This window comes from Nocardioides sp., from assembly GCF_025964975.1.
Lineage (GTDB): Bacteria > Actinomycetota > Actinomycetes > Propionibacteriales > Nocardioidaceae > Nocardioides.
Genome location: NZ_JAOPXV010000228.1, coordinates 1 through 25889, shown reverse-complemented (window position 1 = coordinate 25889; position 25889 = coordinate 1). Strand labels below are relative to the sequence as shown.

The window sequence follows — 25889 nt, the reverse complement described above, 5'->3', positions numbered from 1 at the left end:
CTGCGGCCGTGGCGGTCTTAAAGCTCGCCCACACGGTCGTGCACACTGCGCCGTACATCCTGGCCATGCTCAGACAGGAGGGTGAGAGCAGATGGCTCGTCCCGCGTCCCGCCCGACCACGATCATGGCCAACAGCATCGGCGTCCTCGCGATCCTGGCCTCCACATTCCCGGTCTACTGGATGATCAACAGCTCCTTCCTCGCTCGCAACGAGATCCGGAGTCCGACCCCGACGTGGGTGCCGTTCGGCGGCAGCCTCGACAACTACCGCACCGTCTTCGCTACCGACCAGTTCGTCGACTCGCTGAAGATCAGCCTGGCGGTCACCGCCCTCACGATCGTCGTGGCGCTGCTCTTCGCCTTCCTCGCGGCGGTGGCCGTCTCCCGCTTCCGATTCCGCGGCCGGATGTCGTTCGTCGTCACCCTGCTGGTCATCCAGATGATCCCGGCGGAGGGCTTGTTCATCTCCCAGTACAAGATGCTCGAGGCTGCCGAGCTGCTCAACACCGTCGCGGGCCTGACCCTGGTGTACGTCGCAGGCGTGCTGCCCTTCACGATCTGGACCTTGCGCGGCTTCGTGGCCGGGATCCCCTTCGAGCTGGAGGAAGCCGCGATGGTCGACGGCTGCACCCGCACGCAGGCCTTCTTCCGGATCACCCTGCCGCTCCTCGCGCCCGGACTGGTGGCCACTGGTGTCTTCGGCTTCATCCAGGCGTGGAACGAGTTCACGCTGGCCCTCGTGGTGATGACCCGCGAGGACCGCCGGACCCTGCCGTTGTGGCTCTCCACCTTCACCGACGTCAACCGAGGGACGGACTGGGGCGGGATCATGGCGGGCTCGACCCTCATCGCGGTCCCGGTCATCGTGTTCTTCCTCGTCGTCCAGGGCCGGATGGTCAAGGGCGTCACGGCCGGGGCGGTGAAGGGATGACGAACTCGACGAGCGACCTGGACACGCTCGCGCTGCGGGTCCTCGTCGGCGCCTTCGCCGACACGTCGCTGCCCGACGAGCAGCGCGAGCTCCTCGCCGACGGCCTGGGCGGCATCTGCCTCTTCGGTGCCAACACCGCGGCCGGGCCCCATGCCCTGGCCGAGCTCACGGCGGCGATCCGCGCGACGTCGCCACGCGCGGTCATCGCCGTCGACGAGGAGGGCGGTGACGTCACCCGGCTGCATGCCTCCGGCCTCAGCCCGGTGCCGGGCGCCGCGGTGCTGGGTGCGGTCGACGACCTCGTGCTGACCCAGGACGTCGGCCGGGCGGTCGGAGCGGAGCTGGCCGCCTCCGGGATCACACTCGACCTCGGGCCCGTCGCTGACGTGAACACCAACCCGGACAACCCCGTCATCGGCACCCGCAGCTTTGGCGCCACGCCCGACCTGGTCGCCAGGCACGTGGTCGCATGGGCTCGCGGGCTCCAGGAGAGCGGTGTCGCGGCGTGCGTGAAGCACTTCCCCGGCCACGGCGACACCGCGGTCGACAGCCACCTCGCGCTGCCCACGCTCGAGACCGACCGCGAGACCCTCGCCGGGCGCGAGCTCGTGCCGTTCGAGGCTGCCGTGACGAGCGGTGTGGCCGCCGTGATGACCTCGCACATCGTGGTGCCCGTCGTCGATCCCAGTGCCCCGGCCACCCTGAGCGCCCCGGTGCTCGACCTGCTACGGGAACAGGTCGGCTTCCAGGGCGTCATCGTCAGCGACGCGCTCGACATGGCCGGCGCCTCCGCCGGACGCGGGATCCCCGAGACGGCCGTCCAGGCCCTCGTCAGTGGGGTCGACCTCCTCTGCCTCGGCTCCGACCGGTCGGCTGCCTCCGTCCGCGAGGTCCAGTCGGCCATCGTGGCTGCGGTCGGTGCCGGGCGGCTGACACGCGGCAGGCTGGAGGACGCGGTCGCACGCATCGCGGTGATGGTCGACCGGCTGGCAGCGCCTGCGCCGTACGCCATCGACGCGGAGCGTCTGGTCGAGGCCGCCCGCCGCGCGCTCGTCATCGAGGCAGAGCTGCCCGACCTGACCGGCGCCCGGGTGCTGAGTGTCGCCACCGAGGCCAACATCGCCGTGGGTGACGTGCCGTGGGGCCTGTCGCCCGATGAGGTCCTGGGCCGCGGAGACCTGGCCCTGCCCGGGGACGGTCCTCTTGTCGTCCAGGTCCGCGACGCCCACCGACGACCCGAGGTCGGTCAGCTGCTCCGGCGTGTTCAGGAGTCGCGTCGGGTGGCGGTGGTCGTCGAATGGGGCTGGCCTGGACCGTACGACGGCGGGTTGCCGAGGATCTGCACGCGCGGGGTCTCCGGCCCGGGCGTACGTGCCGTCAGAGCGCTGCTGCGCGAGAAGGGATGGACGCGGTGAGCGCGAAGCTGGACGTGGGGCTCGACGTCGGGGCCACGAAGACCCTCGGAGTGGCGATCACCCAGGACGGCACCATCGTGGCCGAGGTGCGCGAGCAGACGCGCCTGGGTGCGGACGGGGTGGTCGACACCGCCACTCGGGTCTTCGCAGCCCTGCGGGAGGCGACCGGCGAGAGGCTCCAGGGCACCGTCGGGGTGGGGGTGCCCGGGCTCGTGGACGTCGACCTCGGTGCGGTCAAGCACGCCGTCAACCTCGGTGTCGACGGCGAGTGGCTGCGACTGCGTGACCTGCTCTCGCACCGGCTCGACCTGGCCGTGGTCGTGGAGAACGACGTCAATGCCGCGGCCCTGGGCGCGTGCGCGCTCGACGACGCGGAGGACATCGCCTACATCAGCATCGGCACCGGGCTGGCGGCCGGTCTCGTCCTGGGCGGCCGACTCCGCCGAGGCGCCCACGGCGCCGCCGGGGAGGTCGGTCACGTGTCGGTCGACCCGCTGGGTGCCGCCTGCCAGTGCGGCCAGCGTGGCTGCCTCGAGACCATCGCCTCCGGGTCCGCGCTGGCGAGCGCCTGGCCGACGCCGGACGCCCCCGCCGCGTCGGCGTTGTTCGCGGCGGCCGCACGCGGGGACGCCGCGGCCGTCGTGGTCCGCGACCGGCTCTGCGCGGGCGTGGCCAGCGCGGCGCGGGTGCTGAGCCTGACCGTCGACCCGGTGAGCATCTACCTCGGTGGCGGTGTCGCGCAGGTGGGCGAGCCGTTGCGGACCGGCGTCCAGCAGGCGTTGCGCGACCAGGCCGCAGGGTCGCCGTTCCTGACGTCACTGGACCTCGCCGGCCGGATCCGGGTCGTGCCGGCCAACTACCCCGTCGCCGCGGTCGGCGCGGCCCTGCTGGGACGGTGAGCTCACCGATGAGCGACATACGGGTCCGCGGGGGGTCGCTCGACGTGGACATCGTCGGCGGGGTCATCGGCGGGTCCTCGCCGGGTCCCGTGCTGGACGCCACCGGCCTGACGGTGCTGCCCGGACTCATCGACCTCCAGGTGAACGGCGCCGCCGGTCTCGACGTGACGGCTCAGCCCGAGCGGCTCTGGGAGGTGGGTGCGGCGCTTGCGGCGTACGGCGTCACCGGCTGGCTGCCGACGGTGATCACCTCGGAGCCGCGAGCCCGCAACCGGGCACTCGCAGCACTGTCCGCAGGGCCCCCGCCCGACTGGGTCGGTGCCCTGCCCCTGGGCCTGCACCTCGAGGGACCCATGATCGCCCACGACCGTCGCGGCGCCCATCCCGAGCAGTGGCTGCGTCCACCGTCCCTCGACCTGGTCGAGGGGTGGTCGCGAGAGGCGGGGGTCACCATGGTCACGCTCGCTCCCGAGCTGCCGGGGGCGCTCGAGGTCATCGCGGCGCTGGCGGGACGCGGCATCGTCGTGTCGGTCGGGCACACGGTTGCCGGGAGCATCGACGTCGAGGCGGCGATCACCGCTGGTGCGCGGTGCGTCACCCACCTGGGCAACGCGATGGCGCCGATGCTGGCCCGCGAACCGGGACCCGTCGGCGCGGCCTTCGGCGGACCCGACCTCGTCGCCGGCGTGATCTGCGACGGCCACCACGTCCACGACGACTTCCTGCGGACGGCTTGGCGCACCCTGGGCCCCGGTCGGTTCCTGTCGGTCTCCGACACGACGGCTGCGCTCGGACTGCCCGACGGCGCGACGAGGCTCGGGGACCAGGAGGTCTTCGTCGCCGACGGAACCGTGCGGCTCGCGGACGGGACCCTGGCCGGTTCGGCCGCCTCGCTGCCGGCCTGCCTCCGCGTGCTGCGAACGGCCACCGGTTGCGGCCTCGACGAGGCAGTCGCGACCGCGACCACCACGCCCGCTGCCCTGGTCGGCGACGCCACGCGCGGCCGGATCTCCGCCGGCCTGCGGGGCGACCTCACCTTGGTCGACGACGACCTCACCCCGGTCGTGACCGTCGTCGGTGGGGTCGTGGCGTACGACGCACGGGCCCAGTGATGGAGGTCGTCCCGCTCGACACCGGTGAAGACCTCGCACGCCTGGCCGCCGACATCGTGGAGTCGCTCGTGCGGCGTACGCCCGCGGCCGTGCTCGGACTGGCGACCGGCTCGAGCCCGGTCCCGGCCTACCGGGAGCTGGCGCGCCGTCACGCGGCGGGCACCGCGCCGCCGTACGACGCCGTCCGATGCTTCACCCTCGACGAATACATCGGCCTGCCGGCCGGCCACCCCCAGACCTACCGCGAGACCATCTTCCGCGAGGCCACCGACGCGCTCGGCATCGCGCGGAAGCAGGTGGCGAGCCCCGATCCGGAACCGAGCGGGTTGCCGCAGGCGGGGGAGCGCTACGAGGACGCGATCAGGGCGGCGGGCGGGATCGACCTGCAGGTGGTGGGGATCGGCACCGACGGGCACCTCGCCTTCAACGAGCCCGGCTCCTCGCTGTCCTCCTCGACGCGACTCAAGACGCTGACCGAGCAGACACGTCGCGACAACGCCCGCTTCTTCGACTCACTCGATGACGTCCCGCGACACGTCCTGACCCAGGGCCTCGGCACGGTCCTGCGTGCCCGGCACGTCCTGCTGGTCGCGACCGGCGAGTCGAAGGCGCCCGCCGTGGCGACGGCGATCGAGGGAGCGCTGTCGGCCTCGTGCCCGGCGTCGGTGCTCCAGCTGCACCCACGGTGCACGGTCCTCCTCGACGCGGCCGCCGCCGCAGGCCTGAGCCGCGTCGACCACTACCGCGAGGTGCATGCGGCCAAGCCCCCGTGGCAGCGCTACAGCTGAGTGGCCCCCTCAGTCGAGACAGAACTCGTTGCCCTCGACGTCCCGCATCACCAGGCACGACTCGTTCTCCTCGTCGGCCTCCAGCAGCTGCACGCGTACGGCGCCGAGCGGGACCAGCCGGGCGCATTCGGCCTCCAGCGCGGCCAGTCGTTCGCCGCCCACGAGGCCGGTGCCGACCCGCACGTCGAGGTGGAGGCGGTTCTTGGCGACCTTGCCCTCGGGCACCCGTTGGAAGAACAGCCGCGGGCCGACGCCCGTGGGATCGACGCAGGCGAAGGCCGACCCCTGTCGGTCAGCCGGCAGCGAATGGTCGAACTCGTCCCAGCTGGCGAACCCCGGCGGCGGGGGAGGTACGACGTAGCCGAGGACCTGGCACCAGAAGCGGGCGACCCGCTCCGGCTCTGCGCAGTCGAAGGTGACCTGGACCTGCCTGACTGACCCCATGGGCCGACCCTAGGAGGGGCTCGTCCGGCGGCGCACCTGGTTTGTCCGTTCTCCGACCACCCGCCCGCTCAGACGGGGCGGTCGCTGATGAGGTCGAGGAACTCGTCGGCCATGGCGAGCTGGACGACCAGCTTCTGGCGCCGTACGACAGCATCCTGCTGGGTGGCGCTGAGCCGAGCGCGGGCGGAGTCCCGAGCCGCCGCGTCGGCTCCCGCGTCGGCGAGCGTCTCGATGTCGGTCATGGCCGCCTTCATCTCGTCGAGCGTGAAGCCCAGCGGTTTCATCCGGCGGATGACGAGGATCTTCTCCACGTCGGCTGCGGTGTAGAGACGGAAGCCGCCATCGGTCCGGCCTGAGGGCTTGAGGAGGCCGACCTCCTCCCAGTGACGCAGGCTGCGCAGCGAGAGCTCCGTCCGGGCAGCCACCTCGCCGATGTGCATGACCGCACCCTGGGCTGGCGTCGGGGGGGTCGAGGCGGCCGTGTCGCTCGACGAGGTGGAGCTGTTGGTCGTCACGGTGGGGTCTCGCTCACGTCGGACGGAGATCTCAACTCTCACGTTACGGCAGGGTAGAGTTCGGCTCAGACTTCCGCTGGCGACGACGCCGGCGTGCACCTGCCGATAGTCCCACCGCGTGGGACGGCACAGCGATGGGTACCCCCGGTCGGCCGCATGGTCCTCCCCGGGTGACCTGCGCCCGGCGACATCCCCTTTGCCTCGAACGGAGCACCACCCTGTGTCTGTGTCACAGACCGCATCACCGGCCCCGCTGGAGTTGACCGTCCGGAACGCCCTGCGGTCCCCTCGGATGCTGCGCACGGAGGTCCTCGCCGGCCTCGTCGTTGCGCTCGCCCTGATCCCCGAGGCGATCTCGTTCTCGATCATCGCCGGCGTCGACCCGCGCCTCGGACTGTTCGCGTCGTTCACGATGGCCGTCTCCATCGCCTTCCTCGGCGGACGTCCGGCGATGATCTCGGCTGCCACCGGCGCGATCGCGCTGGTCATCGCTCCGGTTGCCCGCACCTACGGCCTCGACTACCTCATCGCCACAGTCCTGCTCGCCGGGGTGTTCCAGATCGTCCTCGGGATCGTCGGAGTCGCCCGGTTGATGCGCTTCATCCCACGCTCGGTCATGGTGGGCTTCGTCAACGCCCTGGCGATCTTGATCTTCCTCGCCCAGGTGCCGCACGTCGTCGACGTCCCGTGGCTGGTCTATCCGATGATCGCGGTGGGCATCGCCATCATGGTCGCCCTGCCGCGAATCAGCACGGTCGTCCCGGCGCCGCTGGTGGCCATCGTCGCGCTGACTGCCTTCACGCTGCTCGCCGCAGTGACCGTGCCCGACGTCGGGGACGAGGGCGAGCTGCCCGACAGCCTGCCGAGCCTCTTCATCCCGGACGTGCCGTGGACCTTCGAGACGCTGCGGATCATCGCCCCCTTCGCCTTCGCCATGGCGCTGGTCGGCATCCTCGAGTCGCTGTTGACGGCCAAGCTCGTCGACGACATCACCGACACCCACTCCGACAAGACCCGCGAGACCCTGGGACAGGGCGGCGCCAACGTCATCACCGGCCTCTTCGGGGGTATGGGCGGCTGCGCGATGATCGGCCAGACGATGATCAACGTGAAGGTCTCCGGTGCCCGCACCCGGATCTCCACGTTCCTGGCCGGGGTGTTCCTGCTGATCCTCGTCGTCGGGTTCGGCGACCTCGTGGCGCTCATCCCGATGGCCGCGCTCGTCGCGGTGATGATCATGGTCTCCGTCGGGACCTTCGACTGGCACTCCATCCGGCCGGCCACCCTGCGCCGGATGCCGAAGTCCGAGACCCTCGTGATGGCCGTGACCGTCGCGGTGACCGTGGTCAGTCACAACCTCGCCATCGGTGTCGTCGTGGGCGTCCTCGTCGCCATGACGCTGTTCGCCCGCCGGGTTGCCCACCTCACCGAGACCCACCGCGAGCTCGTCGAGAATCGCGACGGCACCCGCTCGGCGGTCTACCGCGTCACCGGCGCGCTGTTCTTCGCCTCGAGCAACGACCTCTACACCCAGTTCGAGTACGCCGACGACCCCGACCACGTCGTCATCGACCTGTACGCGTCGCACGTGTGGGACGCGTCCACCGTCGCCTCCCTCGATGCCATCACCACCAAGTACGCCCGCAAGGGCAAGACCGTCGAGATCATCGGTCTCAACCCTTCGAGCGCGGAGCGGCACGAGCGCCTCAGTGGGTCCTTGCCCTCGCACTGAGACCTCGAAGGGCGAGTTGTCGACCCACGCCCGGCGGCCGCGAGACACATGCGATGAGCATCGAGAGGCCGCGTCCTGTCATCGAGGTCGCCGGCGCAGACCCGGACCAACAGCTCTCCGACCACCTCAGTGAGTTCAATTGGGCGGCGACACCGGGGACCGCTGCGGCTGCCGAGCGGACCGTGCAGGTCCGCGACGAGCCGGGTGACCTCGCGGGCAGGTTCAGCGGGTGGACCTGGGGAGACGCTGGCGGCATGGGCATGGTGTGGGTACGTGCAGACCATCGTGGTGCCGGACTGGGAGCGTGGCCGCTGGCGGAGTTCGGGCGGAAGCCGCGAGTCGTGCCTCGGTAGTTAGGTACGAGTTGGTGAGGAAATCCCGGATCGGACTACGAACTCACACTGAACTACCCCGAGCTACCCCGGAGCTACCCCGGGGGCCGCGGGTACGGGCCGGACCCGTGGCAGTCAGCCCGCCGGCGCCGCTGCGTGGGAGGTATTACAGGACCCCACGCGGCTGGTCACATCTGACCATTCGTCTGAGCCCGCTCTTGACCAGGTTCCTCCGTGGTCCTTCTGGAGCCGGGGAACTCCCCATCACGTGGCGCTACGGCACGGTCGGCTGCGACTACGCGCACCCCGCTGACGGTGGTGCGGACGACTCGTTCCGCCCGGATCCCTCGTGGTTGATCCTCGGGCTGTTCGAGGACGAGTGACCTCAGGGAGTGCGCTGGTTGAGGCGCGTGACGAGGGTCTTGTAGAGCTCGGGCTCGTCGTAGTCGCCCACCACGAGGCTGGCCAGGATCTGCAGTCGCCGTAGGTCGCGGCACTCGGCAAGTCGGGTCCGGTCGACGGGGCCGTCGTACGCAGCGAGGGCGTCATCGGTGATCGTCATGGAAGCCAGGTCCCACTCGACGGGTCCGACGCACACGTCCTCGAAGTCGGTCCACAACGGACCGGTCGGCGTCATCAGCACATTTCCCGTGTGAGCGTCTCCGTGCAGGGGTCGGCGTGGCCATGACAGCGCCAGTGGAACCAGCTCGGCGGCAACGCGGTGCAGGGTCTCGTCGGACGAGACGGTCATGGCCGTGGCGATGTCCGTGAGAGGGCCGACCAAGGGCGGCAGGTCACCGGTGAATCCGGCAAGGGCGACGTGCAGCCGGCTCAGCATCGCACCGAACTCGGCGGCGGACACTCCGCTCGCATCGTGCTCCGCCCAGTGCCACAGGGAGACCTCCAGCCCGCCGGCCTCATGGGGCCCCGGGTCTTCCCAGGGAGCGACGATGGGCACGTCCGACCTGGCGAGGAACTGGGCGACGGACACCTCACGTTGCAGCCATGGCAACGGGTCGGGGCGCAGCTCGCGTCCGAGGGTCACGACCCGGGTGACCACTGGTGCGGGGCGGAGCCGCACCCGGACGCTGAAACCCTCGGCGATGACCTCGGGATCGTCGGCGGGTAGCCCCAGCGCCCGAGCGCACGCGAGGGAAGCTGCGACGGCGTCGGCCGTGCTGGGCAACACGCCGCGGCCGCTACTCCGTCCATCTGCCCCCCGCTCATGGGCGCACTCTGTCAGGCGGTGTCGCGACCGCGTGGACCTGGTGTCGACAGTTGACTCCAGGTCCACGCAGTCGCCGAAATGACGAAGATCCAAACCCGGCGTGGGTTCGGATCTTGTCGATGTGGATGTCAGCGATACATCACATGGCGGTGGCGGTGGGATTTGAACCCACGGTGGGTTTGACCCCACACAACATTTCGAGTGTTGCACCTTCGGCCGCTCGGACACGCCACCGCCGGAGAGGTTACCGGACCGCCGACCCCGGTCTAAATCGGGCGGTGCTCGGCGAAGAACGAGGCAAGCAGGGCGGTCGACTCCGGCGCCAGCACACCAGCCACGACCTCCGGGCGGTGGTTGAGCCGCCGGTCGCGGACGACGTCCCACAGCGAACCCACCGCCCCGGCCTTGTCGTCGAAGGCTCCGAAGACGATGCGCTCGACCCGGGCGAGCACGGCCGCGCCGGCACACATGGTGCACGGCTCCAGGGTGACGACGAGCGTGCACCCGGCGAGCCGCCACTCACCGACCGCCTGGGCTGCTGCTCGCAGAGCCACGACCTCCGCGTGGCCGGTGGGATCGCTCTCTGCCTCGCGGACGTTGTGGCCGGTCCCGATGACGGACCCCTCAGCGGAGAGGACGACCGCGCCGATCGGCACGTCGGCCGCGGCGAGCGCGAGGCGAGCCTCGGCGAGCGCGAGCCGCATCGGCTCGTGCCAGGGGTCGAGGTGGCTCATGCAGGAGCGAGACCGACGGCGTCGTCGAAGAGCTCACCGAACCCCAGGCTGCGGGCCACCTCCGAGAGCATCTCGTCGGGGTAGAGGTCGTCATCGTCGATGAGCACGGCCAGGTCCATAGCCTCCATGCCGAGGTCGGCGAGCAGCGAGAGATCCCCGGCGGGGGCGACGTCCTCGTCGTCCAGGTCGCCGAACACGGGCAGCCCCAGGAACGTCAGTGCGGACTGCGCCAGCTCCCACTCGTCCGCGGCCGTGATGTCACTGAGCAGCACGCGGGTGGACGGCCCCTGCACGCGCACGATCACGAAGAAGTCCTCGTCGACCGCGACCAGGGCAACCGCCCCGGCTTCTTCGGGAAGGCGGCGCAGAGCGTGGCCGAGGGCCTCCACCGACTCGAAGGCGGGCGAGGCGATGTCCTGCACCTGCCACTCGCCGTCGGCACGGTAGGCCGCCAGCGCGAAGTCCACGCTGTCGAGCTGGTCGTCCATGGTGAGTCCGTCCACGAGAGCACCTCCCTTCTTGCCCCAGCGTCGCAGATCGACCGCGCCGAGGAAAGGCTCCGCCTGCGCCCACTAGGCTCCCGTCATGCGCACGAACGTCGTCGACCACCCGCTCGTCTCCCACAAGCTCACCACGCTGCGTGATGTCGACACCGACTCGCCGACGTTTCGCCGGTTGACCGACGAGCTCGTGACCCTCCTGGCCTACGAGGCCACCCGTGACGTCCGGGTCGTCGAGACCAGCATCGTCACCCCGGTCGCGCCCGCGACGGGCGTCAAGCTCGCCACCCCCAAGCCGCTGGTGGTCCCGATCCTGCGCGCCGGTCTGGGCATGCTCGACGGCATGATGCGGCTGATGCCGACGGCCGAGGTCGGGTTCCTGGGCATGGTGCGCAACGAGGAGACGCTCGCCGCTTCGACGTACGCCGAACGCCTCCCCGACGACCTGTCGGGACGCCAGTGCTACGTGCTCGACCCGATGCTGGCGACCGGAGGCACGCTCGCGGCCGCCATCCGCTTCCTCGTCGACCGCGGTGCCGACGACATCACCGCGATCTGCCTGCTCGTCGCCCCGGAGGGGCTGGCGAACCTGGAGGCCGGGCTCGAGGGTCTCGACGTTCCCGTCACGATCGTCACCGCGGCGCAGGACGAGCGGCTCAACGAGAAGGGCTACATCGTGCCCGGTCTGGGCGATGCCGGCGACCGGCTCTACGGCTTGGCCCAGTGATCGACGCGAGCCCGGCGTGACCAACACCACCTGAGACTGCGTCAACCTCGGATCGGGCACGTGTAGGTTTCGCGACAGTCCAGCCGCCCCCAAGGAGGCAACTGTGCGCATCGGCATCCCTCGCGAGTCCCGTCCGGGCGAAACCCTCGTGGCCGCCACCACCGTCACCGCTGCCCAGCTCGTCGCGTTGGGCTACGACGTCGTGGTGGAGTCCGGTGCGGGCGTCGCCGCCGACCAGACCGACGCGGCCTTCATCGAGGCTGGCATCAGGGTCGCCGATGCCGACGAGGTGTGGGCCAGCGACATCGTCATCAAGGTCAACGCTCCCGACGCCGACGAGATCTGGCGGCTCCAGCAGGGCGCGACGATCATCTCGCTGATGGCCCCGGGGCGCAGCCCCAAGCTGATCGAGCAGCTCCAGGCACAGCGCGTGACTGCCCTCGCCATGGACGCAGTCCCCCGCATCTCGCGGGCGCAGGCGATGGATGTCCTGTCCTCCATGGCCAACGTCGCGGGCTACCGCGCCGTGATCGAGGCGGCGCACGAGTTCGGGCGTCAGTTCACCGGTCAGGTGACCGCCGCCGGCAAGGTGCCGCCGGCGCGCGTCTTCGTGGTCGGCGCCGGGGTCGCCGGGCTGGCGGCCATCGGTGCCGCCGGGTCCATGGGCGCCGTCGTCCGCGCCTTCGACGTACGCCCCGAGGTCGCGGAGCAGGTGGCCTCGATGGGCGGGGAGTTCGTCACGCTGAACGATCCAGCCATGGAGGCCGCTGCGTCTTCCGACGGCTACGCCAAGGAGATGACGGCGGAGCAGGAGGCGGCGACCGCTGCGATGTATGACGAGGAGGCGCGCAACGCCGACATCGTCATCACCACCGCGCTGATCCCCGGCCGCCCCGCCCCGCAGCTGATCACCGCCGAGACGATCGCCCAGATGAAGACCGGCTCGGTCATCGTCGACATGGCCGCGGCCAACGGCGGCAACGTCGCGCTCACCCAGGCCGACGAGCGGGTCGTGACCGACAACCTCGTCACCATCCTCGGCTACACCGACCTGGCCAGTCGCCTCGCCGCGCAGACGAGTCAGCTGTACGGCACGAACGTCGTCAACCTCTTCAAGCTGCTCACGCCCGGCAAGGACGGCCAGCTCGTGCTCAACCACGACGACGTGGTCCAGCGCGGGATCACGGTGACGCAGGACGGCGAGTCCCTGTGGCCGCCCCCGCCGGTGCCGGTGAGCGCCGGCCCTGCGGCGGCTGCTCCGGTCGCCCGCCCCGAGCCGGTGGAGAAGAAGCCGGTCGACCCGAGCCGCAAGCTCGTCGCGGCGGCCCTCGGTGCGGTCCTGTTCGCGCTGGCCGCGGCCTACGCACCCCCTGACTTCCTGGGCCACTTCACCGTCTTCGCGCTGGCGATCTTCGTCGGCTACTACGTCATCTCCAACGTCGCCCACGCCCTGCACACGCCGTTGATGGCCGAGACCAATGCCATCTCCGGGATCATCCTGGTCGGCGGGATCCTGCAGGTCGGCAGCGACAACCTCGCGGTCACCGTCCTGGCGCTGGTCGCGGTGCTCGTCGCCAGCATCAACATCTTCGGTGGCTTCCTGGTGACCGCTCGCATGCTCCAGATGTTCCGGAAGGACTGACCGCCCATGAGCGACTTCCTGACCTCCGAGCGGCTGCCCGGCCTCATCCAGGCCGCCTACATCCTCGCCGCGATCCTCTTCATCCTCGCCCTCGGCGGGCTGTCGAAGCACGAGACCGCGCGCCGCGGCAACACCTTCGGCATGGCCGGCATGGGCCTCGCGCTCGTCGCCACGCTCGTCCTGGCTGCTCGCAACAGCGAGTACGGCGACCAGCGCCCGCTCGCTGTGACGCTGGTGCTGATCGCGGTGGCCATGGCCGTCGGCGCGGTCATCGGCGCCTGGCGCGCGCGGACGGTCGAGATGACCGGCATGCCCGAGCTGGTGGCGATCCTGCACAGCTTCGTCGGCCTCGCTGCCGTGCTGGTCGGCTTCAACTCCTACCTCGAGACCAGCCACGGCGAAGGCCACCTCGACGGCTCGCTCGGCACCATCCACGACGTCGAGGTGTTCCTCGGGGTCTTCATCGGGGCGGTGACGTTCACCGGTTCGATCGTGGCCTACCTCAAGCTCAGCGCGATGATGAAGTCGACCCCGCTGGCGCTCCCCGGGCGACACCTGCTCTACCTGGCGATCCTCGTCGCGTCCGCGTTGCTGCTCGCGTGGTTCGTGCCGGTCGAGGGCGACCTCGGCCTCGTGCCCCTGATCGCGATGACGGCGCTGGCCCTGCTGCTCGGCTTCCACCTCGTGGCGGCGATCGGCGGCGGCGACATGCCGGTCGTCGTGTCGATGCTCAACTCCTACTCCGGCTGGGCCGCGGCCGCTGCCGGCTTCATGCTCAGCAACGACCTGCTCATCATCGTCGGCTCGCTGGTGGGGTCGTCCGGTGCGATCCTCAGCTACATCATGTGCAAGGCGATGAACCGCTCGTTCGTCAGCGTCATCGCCGGGGGCTTCGGCTCCGACGGCGCGGTCACCGGCGAGGCGCGAGACTACGGCGAGCACCGCGAGGTCCAGCCCGACGAGGTCGCCGAGCTGCTCGCCGACGCGAAGTCGGTGGTGATCACGCCCGGTTACGGCATGGCAGTCGCCCAGGCGCAGTACCCCGTGGCGGAGATGACCCGAAAGCTCCGCGAGAAGGGCGTCGAGGTGCGGTTCGGCATCCACCCGGTCGCCGGCCGACTCCCCGGCCACATGAACGTGCTGCTCGCCGAGGCCAAGGTGCCGTACGACATCGTGCTGGAGATGGACGAGATCAACGCCGACTTCCCCGAGACCGACGTCGTCCTCGTCATCGGCGCCAACGACACCGTCAACCCGGCCGCCCTGGAGGAGCCGGGCTCGCCGATCGCGGGCATGCCGGTGCTCGAGGTGTGGCACGCCAAGGACGTCATCGTGTTCAAGCGGTCGATGGCCACCGGCTATGCGGGTGTCCAGAACCCGCTGTTCTTCAAGGACAACTCGAGGATGCTCTTCGGTGACGCCAAGGACCGCGTCGAGGACATCGTCCGCGCCCTCGGCTGAGTGAGGGAAGTCTGCGCCGGGCCATGCTCGGCCCTGCTCGGCGCTGGTCGATTCCCCCGGCTAGCCGGGGGAATCGAATGTTCACACGTGTTGCAACCCGCGGGAACCTTCCAATCCCCCGGCTAACCGGGGGACCAGCAAACCCCTGAGGCCCTCGGCTATGGCGCGCGCTCGGCGTTCTCTAGCCCTTGGTCCCACCGGCGGTCAGGCCGGCGACGAGGTGCCGCTGGGCGAAGAAGAAGACCAGGGCCCCGGGGATCAGGATGAGCACGGATCCTGCCGTGAGCAGGTGCCACTGGGGGTTGAACTGCGGGACGAACTGCTGGAGCCCGGCCCCGAGGGTCAGGTTGTCGCCGGACTGCATGAAGGCGATCGCGTAGGCGACCTCACCCCAGGCGGTGAGGAATGTGTAGAACGCCGTCACGGCTAGGCCCAGGCGTGCCAGCGGCAGGACCACCCGATAGAACGTGCCGAACGGTCCCAGTCCATCGAGCGCCGCGGCCTCGTCGAGCTCGCGGGGAATGGTGTCGAAGTAGCAGCGGAGCATCCAGGCGCAGAACGGCACGGCCACGGTGCAGTAGGCGATCATCAGCGAGGCCTTGGTGTTGATGAGCCCCAGGTTGGCCATGATCGTGTAGATCGGCACGATCAGGATCGCCACCGAGAACATCTGGGTGATCAGAAGACCCACGTGAGGCCGCGTTCGCTGCTGAGGCCGGTGTCAGTGAGGCGACCGTGTCCCGCGTGCTCAACTCGAAGCCCGGGGTCAGCGACTCCACCCGCCAGTCGGTCGTCTTCGCCCACGACGTCCTCGGCTACGAACGACCGCGTGAGCTGCGCCGGCGCAGTGCCGGGCTCGTCGGGCTCGTCGTCCCCGAGCTCGAGAACCCGATCTTCCCCGCCTTCGCCCAGGTGATCGAGGACGGGCTCGCCCGCCGCCGGTTCACCCCGGTCCTGTGCGCCAGTCCCCGGGCGGCGGCTCCGAGGACGAATACGTCGAGTCACTGCTCGACCACGGCGTCGCCGGCATCGTCTTCGTCTCCGGCAAGCACGCCGACGGCGGCGCGGACTACGATCGCTACCGCGCGCTGATCGAGCGGCGCATGCCGGTCGTGTTCATCAACGGGTACGTCGAAGGCCTGTCCGCCCCCTTCTTCTCCACCGACGACCGGGCCGCGCGCATCGCGGTGACGCACCTCTCACACCTCGGACGCCGCACCATCGGGCTGGCGATCGGCCCGGCGCGCTTCGTGCCCTCGCACCACAAGCGGGAGGGCTTCGTCGAGGCCCTGCGCGACGAGCTGGGCCCTCTCGGAGCGTGAGGCCCGGGGCTGGATCGCCGAGGGGTTGTTCACGGTGGAGGGCGGTGCCGCGGCCGCGCGCGTCCTCATCGAACGCGGCGCGACCGCCATCGTCTGCGGCTCCGACATGATGGCGCTGGGTGCGATCCGAGCCGTCCGCGACGCCGGGCTCTCCGTGCCCGACGACCCTGCGGCAGCCTGTCGGGGACATGGCCATGCAGGCCGTCGACGCGCTGTGCTCGGCGATCGGCGGCCAGCCGCTGCCGAGCCACGACTACCTGTTCAAGCCGGACCTGGTGCTGCGCGCATCGACCGGCCATGCTCCGACGCGAGCGGAGTCGTAGGTCCTGTCAGGCGATCCCGCCGATGAACGAGCCGACGAAGGAACCGATCGCGTAGGTCACGCCCATCGCCAGCATGCCGCCGAGCACGTTGCGAGCGATCGCACGCAGGCGCGGGCTGAGGCTGAGCCGGGCGCTGATGAACCCGGTGAGGGCCAGGGCCACGGCGACCGCAAGGACCGTGACGGCGATGCGAGCACCCGCCGGCACCAGGAGGACGCAGAACAGTGGCAGCAGCGCTCCGAGGGTGAAGGAGATCATCGACGCCCACGCTGCGTGCCACGGGTTGGTCAGCGCGTCGGGGTCGATGCCGAACTCGATGTCGGCGTGCGCGGCCAGGGCGTCGTGCTGCGTGAGCTGAGCCGCCACCTGGGCGGCCAGGTCGGTGTCGAGGCCCTTCGCCTCATACATGCGCGCGAGCTCGCGCTGCTCGGTCTCCGGCATCGCCGCCAGCTCCGCGGCCTCGAACCGCAGGATCGAGCGCTCGGAGTCGCGCTGCGTGCTGACCGAGACGTATTCGCCGGTGCCCATGCTCATCGCGCCCGCCACGAGACCGGCCACACCGGCGATCAACAGCGCCGAGCGGTCGCTGGTGGCGCCGGCCACGCCCATCACGATGCCGGCGGTGGACACGATGCCGTCGTTGGCGCCGAGGACGGCCGCCCGCAGCGCGTTGAGCCGGTTGCCGCTCGCCGCGTCGAGCTGGTCGTGCCAGTGCCGGGGCTCGGTGTCGGTGCCGATCTTCATGACTCGCCTCGCTCGCTCATGGCAACAGCGTTCCTCGACGTCGTCGTCCTCGCAAGGAAGGTGAGGCTGTGCTGGGGGGCGCACGAGCGCCTAACCGAGCGGGAAGGTCTCCCGCACCTCGTAGCGAGGCCGACGTCCCGGCCCCACGCCCAGGTGCGACTCCACGAGAGCGAGCTCGGTGACCGTCCACGACGGGCCGGCGTAGGCGTCGAGAACCCTGATCCATCTCGTCACGTTGGTCGGCCGGCCGAGCCGCGCGAGCGTCAGGTGGGGTCGGAACCGCTGGCCGTCGACCGCCAGGCCGGCCACCGACGCCGCGCTCCGAGCCGCGCGGGACAGCTCGCCGAACGAGTCCTCGAGCCCGGCGAAGACGACGCGTGCCCGGTCCGGGTCCGGGAAGGCGCCTCCGCCGACGATCCTGGACTCGCGGGGCGCGTGCTTCTCCGCGGCGGCGTGGAGTCGTTCGCAGAGCTCGTCGTAGGACCGGTCAGGCACGCTCTCGAAGAAGGCCAGCGTGAGGTGCCACTGGTCGGGCAGGGTCCAGCGCCAGCCCTCGTCGGGACCGGCGGCACTGCGGCGTACGGACAGGAACTCGTCGAGGTCGTCGGTGATGGGCTCCGGCGGGATCACCGCCACGAACATGCGCGTCATGAGGTCATCCCTACGGGTAAATATCCTGAACTTTCCACCTAATTACGCCGAAACCTTGGCACTGTGTCCTCAACTACGGATCCTGGAGGGTCATGGACGGGGATCAATGGCTCACGCCGTTGCCCCAGCACGTCCGCAACAGCAGCTGGGGAGGGCCGGAGGCGGGCGCCGAGCTGGGCCGCATCTGCTTCGACGCGCGCCGGCGAGCAGGCTTCAAGGTCGCCTCGCTCGACGTGCTGCGTCCCGACGGCTTCCTCGAGGCCGTGGCGTTCTCGGGCGGGCCCGAGGGTGATCCGACAGCGGGCGGCAGCTTCTCCCTCGCCCTCGCGCGACGGGTCCTTCGTGAGGGCACGGCCTACGGCAAGTTCGTCTTCCTCCGGGAGGAGGACATGGCCCCCGACCTGCAGGAGGCGGTCCGCGGCTACGGCTACGTCCCTGAGCTTCCCAAGACCGACGACCCGTGGCGGTGGCGGTCCCTGGACATGCTCATGGCCCACCTCACCGACAGCACCGGCAGGACCCGCGCGCTCTTCCACCTCGACGAGCCGGTCGACGGCATCCGCCCGTCTCCCGAGGGCCTGGCACAGATTGCGGACGACCTCGAGCTGCTGCTCCAGGCGGTGATCACGGCGGTGGACCGGGAGGAGCTGACCCGCTACGCGAGGCTGGACGACACCGCCCGCGAGATCGTCCGGGCAGCGTCGGGTCGCCTCGGCCAGAGCGAGTTCCTGGAGGTCGTCAACCCGCGGTTGGTGGCGGGCTTCCGCGCCTCAGGGGCGGTGGTCCACCTCTACGACGACTCCACCGGCGAGGCCGAGGCCGCCGGGCTGGGTGTCGACCTGATCTCCGCACTCGAAGCGGCCACCCGTCGCGCCTGGGGCTCACGCACCGTCATCGTGGTCGAACCCGACCACGTGTGGGGCGACGAGGAGCTGCACCGCCACCACCGGGTCGCGCTGGGCGGCTACCTCGGCGACGTGTCGGCCAAGGAGCTGATCGTGGTGCCGATCGGCGCCGGCCACGAGGCGATGGGGATGCTCGTGATCGTGCGCGACGGCCGCGACCGCTGGACCGAGAACGAGAGCCTCTCGGCACTCGGCGTCGGTCATGACCTCGGCCGCGCGCTCCTCAGCACCAGGGCGCACGAGCGGGAGCATCAGCTCATCAGCGAGCTCCAGCAGCTCGACGACTACCGCCGTCAGCTCATCGCCACGGTCGCTCACGAGCTCAAGAGCCCTATCGGGGTGATCGCCGGTCACGTGGAGCTGCTGGACCAGCTCCCAGGCGTGCCCGCCTCGGCCTCCGCGTCGCTCCAGGCGCTGACGCTCAGCGCCACCCGGCTCGACACCGTGGTCCGAGACCTCCTGCTCGTGGGCCGTATCGGCAACCCCGAGACGCCGGTCGGCAGGGTGCCGGTGCACCTGGGCGACGTGCTGGCCACGGTCATCGGAGACGAAGCGGCTCGCGCCGCCGAGCACAAGGTGACCATCCGGAGCGAGGTGGACGACGACGTGGTCGTCCACGGCGATCCCGAGGAGCTTCGCCAGATGCTCGCCAACCTGCTCAGCAACGCCGTGAAGTACTCCCATCGCCACGGTGTGGTCGACCTGACGCTGCGACGCGAGGTGGACCAGGTCGTCTTCAGGTGCAGCGACCACGGGCCCGGCGTGTCGAGGCGCGACCGGTCGCACCTGTTCGACGAGTTCTTCCGGTCCCTCGATCCCGTCGCGCGCCAACGCCTCGGCACTGGTCTGGGTCTGGCGATCGTGGCCCGCATCGTGGGTCGACACGAAGGGCGGGTCGACGTGGATTCCGAGCTCGGCGGGGGCAGCACGTTCACCGTGACGCTGCCCGCCGCCAAGAAGTCCCGGGAGGTCTAGGGCGTCACTCCGAGTCGACCTCGACGTCGTAGTTGATGTCGGTGCCGTCCACCTCGGTGACCGTCACGGTGAGGCCGAGCTCGTCCTCACCGGCGGTCAGGGTGCAACGCATGGTCTTCCCGACCTCCGCTTCGAGGTCGCCCGGGCAGTCGATGGCGTCAGGCGCCGTACCGACCTGCTCGGTGAGCACGTCACTCACGCTCTTCTCCACGTCCGCCTGCTCCACCACGTTCGCGCCGCATGCGGTGAGGGCGACCATCGTGAGCAACACAGCCGGGCCCATCAGCAATCGCTGCATGTTCTCTCCTTCAAGCGTCATCCGAGAGTGTCCGGCGAACCTACAGCGTTCTGTGCGTGCCGTCCTCGGAACGCTCAGAAGCCGAGGTCACGGCCGATGAGCATCTTCATGATCTCGTTGGACCCGGCCCAGATCTTCGACACGCGGGCATCACGCCAGGCTCGGGCGACACGATATTCGTTCATGTAGCCGTAGCCGCCGTGGAGCTGGACGCAGTGGTCGAGCACGTCGTTCTGCACCTGGGAGGTCCACCACTTCGCCTTGGCGGCGTCGACGGCCGTGAGCTGCCCGCGCGTGTGCTTGAGGACGCACAGGTCGACGTACGCCTGCGTGACCTCGACCTGCGTGACGAGCTCAGCCATCAGGAACGCGTTGTGCTGGAAGCTCCCGATCGGCTGGCCGAAGGCCTTGCGGTCCTTGGCGTACTGGATGGTCTCCTCGAGGATCTGTGCGGCGTGGGCGAGGTTGGTGATCGCCGAGCCGAGGCGCTCCTGCGGCAGGAACTGCATCATCGAGATGAAGCCGGTGTCCAGCGGACCGATCAGGTCGTCGTTGCTGACCCGCACGTCCTCGAAGGCGAGCTCGGCCGTGTCGGACTCGTCCTGCCCGACCTTGTCGAGCACTCGCCCCACCGAGAACCCCGGCAGGGTGGTGTCGACGCCGAAGAGCGAGATGCCCTTGGCCTTCTTCTCCGGGCTGGTGCGGGCGGCGACGACCACGAGGTCTGCGCTGCCGCCGTTGGTGATGAAGGTCTTGGAGCCGTTGATGATCCAGTCGTCCCCGTCGCGGACCGCGGTGGTCGTCAGGCTGGCGAGGTCGGAGCCGCCGCCCGGCTCGGTCATGCCGATCGCGGTGAGCAGCTCACCCGAGCAGAACCGCGGCAGCCAGCGCTGCTTCTGCTCCTCGGTGGTCAGGTGAACGAGGTACGGCGCGACGATGTCGGCGTGGATGCCGACACAGCTCGGCAGGGTCATGTTGATCTTGGCGAGCTCCTCGGTGAGCACCGCGTTGAAGCGGTAGTCGCCGGCTTCGGAGCCGCCGTACTGCTCAGGGATCTCGAGGCCGAGGAACCCCTGCTTGCCGGCTGCCAGCCAGAACTCCCGAGCGAGCCCGTGCGACGCTGCGTAGTCGTCCATGTGCGGGACGACCTCGCGGTCCAGGAACTCCTTGACGGAGGCGCGGAACGCCTCGTGGTCCTCGTCGTAGATCTCACGGCTCATGGCGCTATGTTACTGGCGAGTCACCACCGCGTCGCGGGTTAGCGTGCAGATGTGACCAGGATGACGAGGATGACAGGGGCCCTCGCCGCCCTGACTCTTGCCATGGCTGCGTCGACCGCTGCCTGCGGGGGTGACGCCGAGGACTCGGCCCGGTCGGCTGCTGAACCCTTCGCGGCCGGCCCGGGGCCCAGCAGCCAGCCCCCGCGCGAGTGCGTCGAGACCCGCACCGACGGGACCCTGACGTGTCCCGCCACCGGCTTCGGCTCCAGTCCACCGAGCTGGCTGGGGAGGCGTGAGCTGCCGCGGACCAGCACGGGGTACGGCGAAGTGCGGCCGACGCCCCCAGCGCTGCGCCAGCGTCGGTGGACCCGGCTCGACACCGTGCCGATGCTCGACGGGAAGGGGTTCGCGGCCAGGGTCGTCTCGCCCGCACCGCGCCGGGTCATCAGCCGCTCGACCTGGCAGCGGGGTTGCCCGGTCGGGGCCACCGACCTCGCCTGGCTACGACTCACCTTCTGGGGCTTCGACGCCCAGCGGCACACCGGCGAGCTGCTCGTCCACCGGGTCGTGGCCGACGACGTCGTGCAGGTGTTCCGGACGCTCTACCGGGAGCGTCTCCCCCAGGAGCAGGTGGTGATCGTGCGTTCCTACGACCCGGACGCCCCACCCACCGGTGACGGCAACGGCACGGGATCGTTCGTGTGCCGGCCGGCCACCGGCGCCAGCTACTTCTCCCAGCACGCCTACGGCCTGGCCATCGACGTCAACACCTTCCAGAACCCCTATCAGAAGGGGGAGGTCGTGCTGCCCGAGCTCGCCAGCGCCTACCTGCGCAGGGATGCCGTCCGACCCGGCATGGTCGTCGCTGCCGGCCCGGTGATCGACGCCTTCGCGCGGATCGGCTGGGAGTGGGGCGGGTACTGGAACACCGCCAAGGACTACCAGCACTTCAGCCAGAACGGTCGCTAGCGCACGCCCGCCATGCACCCGCAGGGGTGCCCCGCATGGGACGAGAATGGGGTGCACGGCACGAGAGCCGTTAGGCTTTGAACGATCCAAAATCAAGGAGACCTCTCTTGCAGATCTGGCCCGGACAGTCCTACCCCCTCGGCGCGACCTTCGACGGAAGCGGCACCAACTTCGCTCTCTTCAGCGAGATCGCGGAGCGCGTCGAGCTCTGCCTCTTCGACGAGGACGGCACCGAGACGCGCGTCGAGGTCAGCGAGGTCGACGCCTACGTCTGGCACTGCTACCTGCCGACCGTGCAGCCCGGCCAGCGCTACGGCTATCGCGTGCACGGCCCGTGGGACCCGGCGCAGGGGCTGCGGTGCAACCCCAACAAGCTGCTCATGGATCCCTACGCCAAGGCGACCAGCGGCGAGATCGAGTGGGACCAGTCGTTGTTCGGCTACAACTTCGGCGACCCGGACTCGAGGAACGACGATGACTCGGCTCAGAACATGCAGAAGAGCGTCGTCATCACGCCGTTCTTCGACTGGGAGGGCGACCGCCGGCTCAACATCCCCTACAACGAGTCCTTCATCTACGAGGCTCACGTCAAGGGCTTGACCCAGCTGCACCCCGACATCCCGGAGGAGGAGCGCGGGACCTACGCCGGCCTCGCGCACCCCGCCGTCACCGAGCACCTCGCGAAGCTCGGTGTCACCGCGATCGAGCTGATGCCGGTGCACCAGTTCGTCCAGGACTCCACGCTGCTCGACCAGGGACTGCGCAACTACTGGGGCTACAACACGCTCGGCTTCTTCGCGCCGCACGCCGACTACGCCGCCAACCGCGAGCACGGCCAGCAGGTGCAGGAGTTCAAGGCGATGGTCAAGGCGATGCACGCTGCGGGCATCGAGGTCATCCTCGACGTGGTCTACAACCACACGGCCGAGGGCAACCACCTCGGTCCGACCCTGAGCTTCAAGGGCATCGACAACCCGGCCTACTACCGACTGGTCGAGGACGACCAGCAGTACTACATGGACTACACCGGCACGGGGAACACCCTCAACGTGCGCCACCCTCACTCGCTGCAGCTGATCATGGACTCGTTGCGCTACTGGGTGACCGAGATGCACGTCGACGGCTTCCGTTTCGACCTCGCGGCAGCACTGGCACGCGAGTTCTACGACGTCGACCGCCTCGCAACCTTCTTCGAGCTCGTGCAGCAGGACCCGATCGTGAGCCAGGTGAAGCTGATCGCCGAGCCGTGGGACGTGGGTCCCGGCGGCTACCAGGTCGGCAACTTCCCGCCGCAGTGGACCGAGTGGAACGGCGCCTACCGCGACACGGTCCGCGACTTCTGGCGTGGTGAGCCCTCGCTCGGGGAGTTCGCCTCGCGACTCTCCGGCTCCTCCGACCTCTACGAGCACTCGGGCCGTCGGCCGTTCGCCAGCATCAACTTCGTCACCGCGCACGACGGCTTCACACTCCGCGACCTCGTGTCCTACAACGAGAAGCACAACGACGCCAACGGCGAGGACAACAACGACGGCGAGAGCCACAACCGCTCCTGGAACCACGGCGTCGAGGGACCTACCGACGACCCCGAGACCCTCGAGGCCCGGGCCCGTGAGCAGCGCAACTTCCTGGCCACGCTGCTGCTCAGCCAGGGCGTGCCGATGCTGCTCCACGGCGACGAGATGAGCCGGACCCAGAACGGCAACAACAACACCTACGCCCAGGACTCCGAGATCGCCTGGATGCACTGGGACCGCGCCGACAAGCCGCTCATCGAGTTCACCTCCGCGGTGGCCAAGCTCCGCGCCAGCCACCCCACGTTCCACCGCAAGCGGTTCTTCACCGGCCGCACCGTGCGCACCGGTGACGGCACCCGCCTCAACGACATCGTCTGGCTGGCGCTCGACGGCCAGCCGATGGAGGACGGCGACTGGGAGGGCTCCAAGGCGATCGGGATGTACCTCAACGGCGACGGCATCGCCGGGAAGGACGCGCGCGGCAACGCCATCACCGACGACCACTTCCTGCTCTACTTCAACGCCGACGGCCCGGCCGACGTGACCCTCCCGCCCGACGAATACGCCGCGGCCTGGGACGTGGTGATCGACACCGGCGGCTCGGCCGACACGGCGACCACCCTCGAAGCCGGGGCGACTCTCAGCCTGACCACCCACAGCCTCGTCGTCCTTCGCGAGCACGCGGAGCCCGAGGAGGAACCCGACCACTCGGTCGCCGCCTCGCTCGCTTCTCTCGCCGACACCGGGCACGACGACAACACGCCAGCCGCGGACCTCCGGCACCGCAACGACAAGCCGACCGACCAAGACTGAACCCTTTCGGAGACACCACGATGCGTACGCCCGTCAGCACCTACCGCCTCCAGATCAACAAGGACTTCGACCTGCATGCGGCGGCCGAGGTGCTGCCGTACCTGCACGACCTGGGCGTGGACTGGGTCTACCTCTCGCCGCTGCTCGCGGCGGAGAAGGACAGCAACCACGGCTACGACGTGTCCGACCACGGCCGGATCGACGCCGCGCGTGGTGGCGTGTCGGGGTTGTCGGCCGTCTCGGCCGAGGCGCACCGGCTCGGGATGGGCGTGCTCGTCGACATCGTGCCCAACCACGTCGGCGTCGCCACGCCGAGCGACAACGTCTGGTGGTGGTCGGTCCTCACGCACGGGCAGGGCTCGGAGTATGCCGACGCGTTCGACATCGACTGGCCCGCAGGTGGCGGCCGGCTGCGCATCCCGGTCGTCGGCGACGACGACCTGGGGGACGACGGGACGATCGACAACCTCCGCGTCGAGGCCGGGCAGCTGCGCTACCACGACCACGCCTTCCCGCTGGCTCCCGGGAGCGCTGACCCAGGTCTCGACGTACAGGACGTCCACGCTCGTCAGCACTATGAGCTGGTGTCGTGGCGGGTCGCTGACGCCGGACTCAACTATCGCCGCTTCTTCGCCGTCAACACCCTCGCCGCGATCCGGGTCGAGGAGCGGGAGTGGTTCGCCCGCTCGCACGACGAGATCGGGCGCTGGTTCACCGAGGGTCTCGTCGACGGTCTCCGGGTTGACCACCCCGACGGGCTGCGCGACCCCGAGGGATACCTCCTCGACCTGGCCCAGCTGACCGGCGACGCCTACGTCCTCGTCGAGAAGATCGTCGAGCCCGGCGAGGAGCTCCCCCAGGAGTGGGCGACGGAGGGCACCACGGGCTATGACGCGTTGGCGCTCATCGACCGGGTGCTCACCGACCCGGCCGCCGCCGGCCCGCTCGGTGCGCTGGACGAGCGGCTCCGCGACGGCCCCGTCGACTGGGCCTTGATGGTCCACGACAACAAGCGCGCGGCGGCGGACGGGATCCTGCGCTCCGAGGTGCTGCGCATCGGGCGCGAGCTCCGGGTGACGCTGAGCCGTTCGGTGGTGGCCGACGCACCAGCAGACGTCGAGGACGCGGTCGCCGAGCTGTTGGCCTGCTTCCCGGTCTATCGCTCCTACCTGCCCGGCGGTCGCGAGCACCTGGACCAGGCGTTCGAGCTCGCGCGCCGGCACCGTCCGGAGCTGGCCGGCACCCTCGACGTGCTGCTCCCGGTCCTCGCCGACCCCACGCAACCACCGGCCCTGCGCTTCCAGCAGACCTCGGGCATGGTGATGGCGAAGGGTGTCGAGGACTGTTCCTTCTACCGCTGGTCGCGGCTGACCTCGCTCAACGAGGTCGGTGCCGACCCCTCCATCTTCTCGGTCACCGCCGACGAGTGGCACGAGGCCATGGCGGCCCGGCAGCAGAACTGGCCGCACGCCATGACCGCGCTGTCGACCCACGACACCAAGCGCGGCGAGGACGTGCGCGCGCGGATCACCGCGCTGGCCGAAGTCCCCGACGTGTGGGAGCAGTCCCTCGACCGGTTGCTGGGTCTCGTCCCGCTCCCGGACGCCGGCTTCGGCAACCTTCTGTGGCAGGCGATCCTCGGCGCGTGGCCCGCCCGCGGTCTCGACCTCGACCTCCGCGAGCGGCTGCACGGGT

At 70.0% G+C, this 25889-nt stretch carries 26 protein-coding genes, 1 tRNA gene and 1 pseudogene; 17 read left to right on the top strand and 11 right to left on the bottom strand.

Translation table 11 applies throughout. The annotated features are described in order from the left end of the window. Positions 1–91: 91 nt before the first annotated feature. Genes JWN68_RS18435 through JWN68_RS18415 form a run of 5 tightly spaced genes read left to right on the top strand, consistent with a single transcriptional unit; the run spans position 92 to position 5145 of the window. Positions 92–931 (top strand): carbohydrate ABC transporter permease, encoded by an 840-nt coding sequence (locus JWN68_RS18435; RefSeq protein WP_297741676.1) that lies wholly within the window; start codon positions 92–94, stop codon positions 929–931. Beyond that, positions 928–2346 (top strand): glycoside hydrolase family 3 N-terminal domain-containing protein, encoded by a 1419-nt coding sequence (locus JWN68_RS18430; protein WP_297741674.1) that lies wholly within the window; start codon positions 928–930, stop codon positions 2344–2346. The genes JWN68_RS18435 and JWN68_RS18430 overlap by 4 nt, the downstream gene beginning before the upstream one ends. Next, the gene (locus tag JWN68_RS18425) at positions 2334–3245 is read left to right on the top strand and encodes an ROK family protein (RefSeq protein ID WP_297741672.1); all 912 of its coding nucleotides are present in this window, start codon (positions 2334–2336) and stop codon (positions 3243–3245) included. Before JWN68_RS18430 ends, JWN68_RS18425 begins: the two co-directional genes overlap by 13 nt. An 8-nt stretch (positions 3246–3253) precedes the next feature. Then, the gene (locus tag JWN68_RS18420) at positions 3254–4357 is read left to right on the top strand and encodes an amidohydrolase family protein (RefSeq protein WP_297741670.1); all 1104 of its coding nucleotides are present in this window, start codon (positions 3254–3256) and stop codon (positions 4355–4357) included. Next, complete coding sequence (locus tag JWN68_RS18415; RefSeq protein ID WP_297741668.1) at positions 4357–5145, top strand: glucosamine-6-phosphate deaminase; 789 nt, start codon at positions 4357–4359, stop codon at positions 5143–5145. Before JWN68_RS18420 ends, JWN68_RS18415 begins: the two co-directional genes overlap by 1 nt. A gap of 9 nt (positions 5146–5154) precedes the next feature. Here JWN68_RS18415 and JWN68_RS18410 read toward each other — a convergent pair whose 3' ends face one another. Together JWN68_RS18410 and JWN68_RS18405 are read right to left on the bottom strand one after the other, a co-directional pair. Beyond that, positions 5155–5589 carry a VOC family protein gene (locus tag JWN68_RS18410; RefSeq protein ID WP_297741666.1) on the bottom strand — a complete coding sequence of 145 codons (435 nt, stop codon included), beginning with the start codon at positions 5587–5589 and terminating at the stop codon, positions 5155–5157. A gap of 68 nt (positions 5590–5657) precedes the next feature. After that, positions 5658–6146: a MerR family transcriptional regulator gene (locus JWN68_RS18405; RefSeq protein ID WP_297741664.1), complete on the bottom strand. Its 489-nt coding sequence runs from the start codon at positions 6144–6146 to the stop codon at positions 5658–5660. Between the two features lie 184 nt (positions 6147–6330). On the opposite strand from JWN68_RS18405, the gene JWN68_RS18400 reads away from it, so the two are divergent. Together JWN68_RS18400 and JWN68_RS18395 are read left to right on the top strand one after the other, a co-directional pair. Further along, the gene (locus JWN68_RS18400; protein ID WP_297741662.1) at positions 6331–7836 is read left to right on the top strand and encodes a SulP family inorganic anion transporter; all 1506 of its coding nucleotides are present in this window, start codon (positions 6331–6333) and stop codon (positions 7834–7836) included. A gap of 53 nt (positions 7837–7889) precedes the next feature. Beyond that, positions 7890–8189 carry a hypothetical protein gene (locus tag JWN68_RS18395; RefSeq protein ID WP_297741660.1) on the top strand — a complete coding sequence of 100 codons (300 nt, stop codon included), beginning with the start codon at positions 7890–7892 and terminating at the stop codon, positions 8187–8189. A gap of 364 nt (positions 8190–8553) precedes the next feature. Here the strand turns inward: JWN68_RS18395 and JWN68_RS18390 are convergent, their stop codons facing one another. The 4 genes from JWN68_RS18390 to JWN68_RS18375 all read right to left on the bottom strand — a co-directional run bounded on the left by JWN68_RS18390 (position 8554) and on the right by JWN68_RS18375 (position 10633). Continuing rightward, positions 8554–9357 (bottom strand): aminoglycoside phosphotransferase family protein, encoded by an 804-nt coding sequence (locus tag JWN68_RS18390; protein WP_297741658.1) that lies wholly within the window; start codon positions 9355–9357, stop codon positions 8554–8556. 183 nt (positions 9358–9540) lie between these two features. Continuing rightward, positions 9541–9630, bottom strand: a tRNA-Ser gene (locus tag JWN68_RS18385). A 32-nt stretch (positions 9631–9662) separates the two neighbouring features. Beyond that, positions 9663–10130, bottom strand: coding sequence for a nucleoside deaminase (locus JWN68_RS18380; protein ID WP_297741656.1), 468 nt, complete (start codon positions 10128–10130; stop codon positions 9663–9665). After that, positions 10127–10633, bottom strand: a complete 507-nt coding sequence (locus JWN68_RS18375) for a tRNA adenosine deaminase-associated protein (RefSeq protein ID WP_366519837.1) — start codon at positions 10631–10633, stop codon at positions 10127–10129. Before JWN68_RS18375 ends, JWN68_RS18380 begins: the two co-directional genes overlap by 4 nt. Before the next feature lie 82 nt (positions 10634–10715). Between JWN68_RS18375 and upp the strand changes: the two genes are divergently transcribed. The 3 genes from upp to pntB all read left to right on the top strand — a co-directional run bounded on the left by upp (position 10716) and on the right by pntB (position 14460). After that, positions 10716–11357: a uracil phosphoribosyltransferase gene (gene upp, locus JWN68_RS18370; protein WP_297741654.1), complete on the top strand. Its 642-nt coding sequence runs from the start codon at positions 10716–10718 to the stop codon at positions 11355–11357. Between the two features lie 103 nt (positions 11358–11460). Further along, positions 11461–12999: a Re/Si-specific NAD(P)(+) transhydrogenase subunit alpha gene (locus JWN68_RS18365; protein ID WP_297741652.1), complete on the top strand. Its 1539-nt coding sequence runs from the start codon at positions 11461–11463 to the stop codon at positions 12997–12999. Positions 13000–13005: 6 nt separating this feature from the next. Then, positions 13006–14460 carry a Re/Si-specific NAD(P)(+) transhydrogenase subunit beta gene (pntB, locus tag JWN68_RS18360; protein ID WP_297741650.1) on the top strand — a complete coding sequence of 485 codons (1455 nt, stop codon included), beginning with the start codon at positions 13006–13008 and terminating at the stop codon, positions 14458–14460. A gap of 181 nt (positions 14461–14641) precedes the next feature. Here the strand turns inward: pntB and JWN68_RS18355 are convergent, their stop codons facing one another. Further along, positions 14642–15151: a carbohydrate ABC transporter permease gene (locus JWN68_RS18355; RefSeq protein ID WP_297741648.1), complete on the bottom strand. Its 510-nt coding sequence runs from the start codon at positions 15149–15151 to the stop codon at positions 14642–14644. A gap of 265 nt (positions 15152–15416) precedes the next feature. Here JWN68_RS18355 and JWN68_RS18350 point away from each other — a divergent pair, with 265 nt between their 5' ends. The 3 genes and pseudogenes from JWN68_RS18350 to JWN68_RS18340 all read left to right on the top strand — a co-directional run bounded on the left by JWN68_RS18350 (position 15417) and on the right by JWN68_RS18340 (position 16105). Further along, positions 15417–15782, top strand: coding sequence for a hypothetical protein (locus JWN68_RS18350; RefSeq protein ID WP_297741646.1), 366 nt, complete (start codon positions 15417–15419; stop codon positions 15780–15782). 34 nt (positions 15783–15816) lie between these two features. Then, positions 15817–15888, top strand: a pseudogene (locus JWN68_RS18345) (hypothetical protein); the annotation flags it as partial. Positions 15889–15970: 82 nt separating this feature from the next. After that, positions 15971–16105, top strand: coding sequence for a hypothetical protein (locus tag JWN68_RS18340; RefSeq protein ID WP_297741680.1), 135 nt, complete (start codon positions 15971–15973; stop codon positions 16103–16105). Between the two features lie 6 nt (positions 16106–16111). Here JWN68_RS18340 and JWN68_RS18335 read toward each other — a convergent pair whose 3' ends face one another. Further along, positions 16112–16849 carry a VIT family protein gene (locus JWN68_RS18335; RefSeq protein WP_297741644.1) on the bottom strand — a complete coding sequence of 246 codons (738 nt, stop codon included), beginning with the start codon at positions 16847–16849 and terminating at the stop codon, positions 16112–16114. Positions 16850–16939: 90 nt separating this feature from the next. Continuing rightward, the gene (gene thpR, locus JWN68_RS18330) at positions 16940–17500 is read right to left on the bottom strand and encodes an RNA 2',3'-cyclic phosphodiesterase (RefSeq protein ID WP_297741642.1); all 561 of its coding nucleotides are present in this window, start codon (positions 17498–17500) and stop codon (positions 16940–16942) included. Between the two features lie 92 nt (positions 17501–17592). Between thpR and JWN68_RS18325 the strand changes: the two genes are divergently transcribed. Next, positions 17593–19380, top strand: a complete 1788-nt coding sequence (locus JWN68_RS18325) for a HAMP domain-containing sensor histidine kinase (protein WP_297741640.1) — start codon at positions 17593–17595, stop codon at positions 19378–19380. A 4-nt stretch (positions 19381–19384) separates the two neighbouring features. Here JWN68_RS18325 and JWN68_RS18320 read toward each other — a convergent pair whose 3' ends face one another. Together JWN68_RS18320 and JWN68_RS18315 are read right to left on the bottom strand one after the other, a co-directional pair. After that, complete coding sequence (locus JWN68_RS18320) at positions 19385–19678, bottom strand: DUF4333 domain-containing protein (RefSeq protein WP_297741638.1); 294 nt, start codon at positions 19676–19678, stop codon at positions 19385–19387. A 74-nt stretch (positions 19679–19752) separates the two neighbouring features. After that, positions 19753–20898: an acyl-CoA dehydrogenase family protein gene (locus tag JWN68_RS18315; RefSeq protein WP_297741636.1), complete on the bottom strand. Its 1146-nt coding sequence runs from the start codon at positions 20896–20898 to the stop codon at positions 19753–19755. A gap of 69 nt (positions 20899–20967) precedes the next feature. On the opposite strand from JWN68_RS18315, the gene JWN68_RS18310 reads away from it, so the two are divergent. From JWN68_RS18310 to treY, 3 genes are all read left to right on the top strand, one after another. Beyond that, complete coding sequence (locus JWN68_RS18310; RefSeq protein ID WP_297741634.1) at positions 20968–21867, top strand: M15 family metallopeptidase; 900 nt, start codon at positions 20968–20970, stop codon at positions 21865–21867. A 107-nt stretch (positions 21868–21974) separates the two neighbouring features. Further along, positions 21975–24194, top strand: coding sequence for a glycogen debranching protein GlgX (gene glgX, locus JWN68_RS18305; RefSeq protein ID WP_297741632.1), 2220 nt, complete (start codon positions 21975–21977; stop codon positions 24192–24194). Positions 24195–24214: 20 nt separating this feature from the next. Further along, on the top strand, positions 24215–25889 hold a 1675-nt coding region (gene treY / locus JWN68_RS18300), incomplete at its 3' end, for a malto-oligosyltrehalose synthase (RefSeq protein ID WP_297741630.1).

Coding starts and splice junctions, on each gene's coding strand:
- JWN68_RS18435 (WP_297741676.1), top strand. CDS start 92: ATGGCTCGTCCCGCGTCCCGCCCGACCACGATCATGGCCAACAGCATC.
- JWN68_RS18430 (WP_297741674.1), top strand. CDS start 928: ATGACGAACTCGACGAGCGACCTGGACACGCTCGCGCTGCGGGTCCTC.
- JWN68_RS18425 (WP_297741672.1), top strand. CDS start 2,334: ATGGACGCGGTGAGCGCGAAGCTGGACGTGGGGCTCGACGTCGGGGCC.
- JWN68_RS18420 (WP_297741670.1), top strand. CDS start 3,254: ATGAGCGACATACGGGTCCGCGGGGGGTCGCTCGACGTGGACATCGTC.
- JWN68_RS18415 (WP_297741668.1), top strand. CDS start 4,357: ATGGAGGTCGTCCCGCTCGACACCGGTGAAGACCTCGCACGCCTGGCC.
- JWN68_RS18410 (WP_297741666.1), bottom strand. CDS start 5,589: ATGGGGTCAGTCAGGCAGGTCCAGGTCACCTTCGACTGCGCAGAGCCG.
- JWN68_RS18395 (WP_297741660.1), top strand. CDS start 7,890: ATGAGCATCGAGAGGCCGCGTCCTGTCATCGAGGTCGCCGGCGCAGAC.
- JWN68_RS18380 (WP_297741656.1), bottom strand. CDS start 10,130: ATGAGCCACCTCGACCCCTGGCACGAGCCGATGCGGCTCGCGCTCGCC.
- upp (WP_297741654.1), top strand. CDS start 10,716: ATGCGCACGAACGTCGTCGACCACCCGCTCGTCTCCCACAAGCTCACC.
- pntB (WP_297741650.1), top strand. CDS start 13,006: ATGAGCGACTTCCTGACCTCCGAGCGGCTGCCCGGCCTCATCCAGGCC.
- JWN68_RS18340 (WP_297741680.1), top strand. CDS start 15,971: ATGGCCATGCAGGCCGTCGACGCGCTGTGCTCGGCGATCGGCGGCCAG.
- JWN68_RS18335 (WP_297741644.1), bottom strand. CDS start 16,849: ATGAAGATCGGCACCGACACCGAGCCCCGGCACTGGCACGACCAGCTC.
- thpR (WP_297741642.1), bottom strand. CDS start 17,500: ATGACGCGCATGTTCGTGGCGGTGATCCCGCCGGAGCCCATCACCGAC.
- JWN68_RS18325 (WP_297741640.1), top strand. CDS start 17,593: ATGGACGGGGATCAATGGCTCACGCCGTTGCCCCAGCACGTCCGCAAC.
- JWN68_RS18320 (WP_297741638.1), bottom strand. CDS start 19,678: ATGCAGCGATTGCTGATGGGCCCGGCTGTGTTGCTCACGATGGTCGCC.
- JWN68_RS18315 (WP_297741636.1), bottom strand. CDS start 20,898: ATGAGCCGTGAGATCTACGACGAGGACCACGAGGCGTTCCGCGCCTCC.
- JWN68_RS18310 (WP_297741634.1), top strand. CDS start 20,968: ATGACAGGGGCCCTCGCCGCCCTGACTCTTGCCATGGCTGCGTCGACC.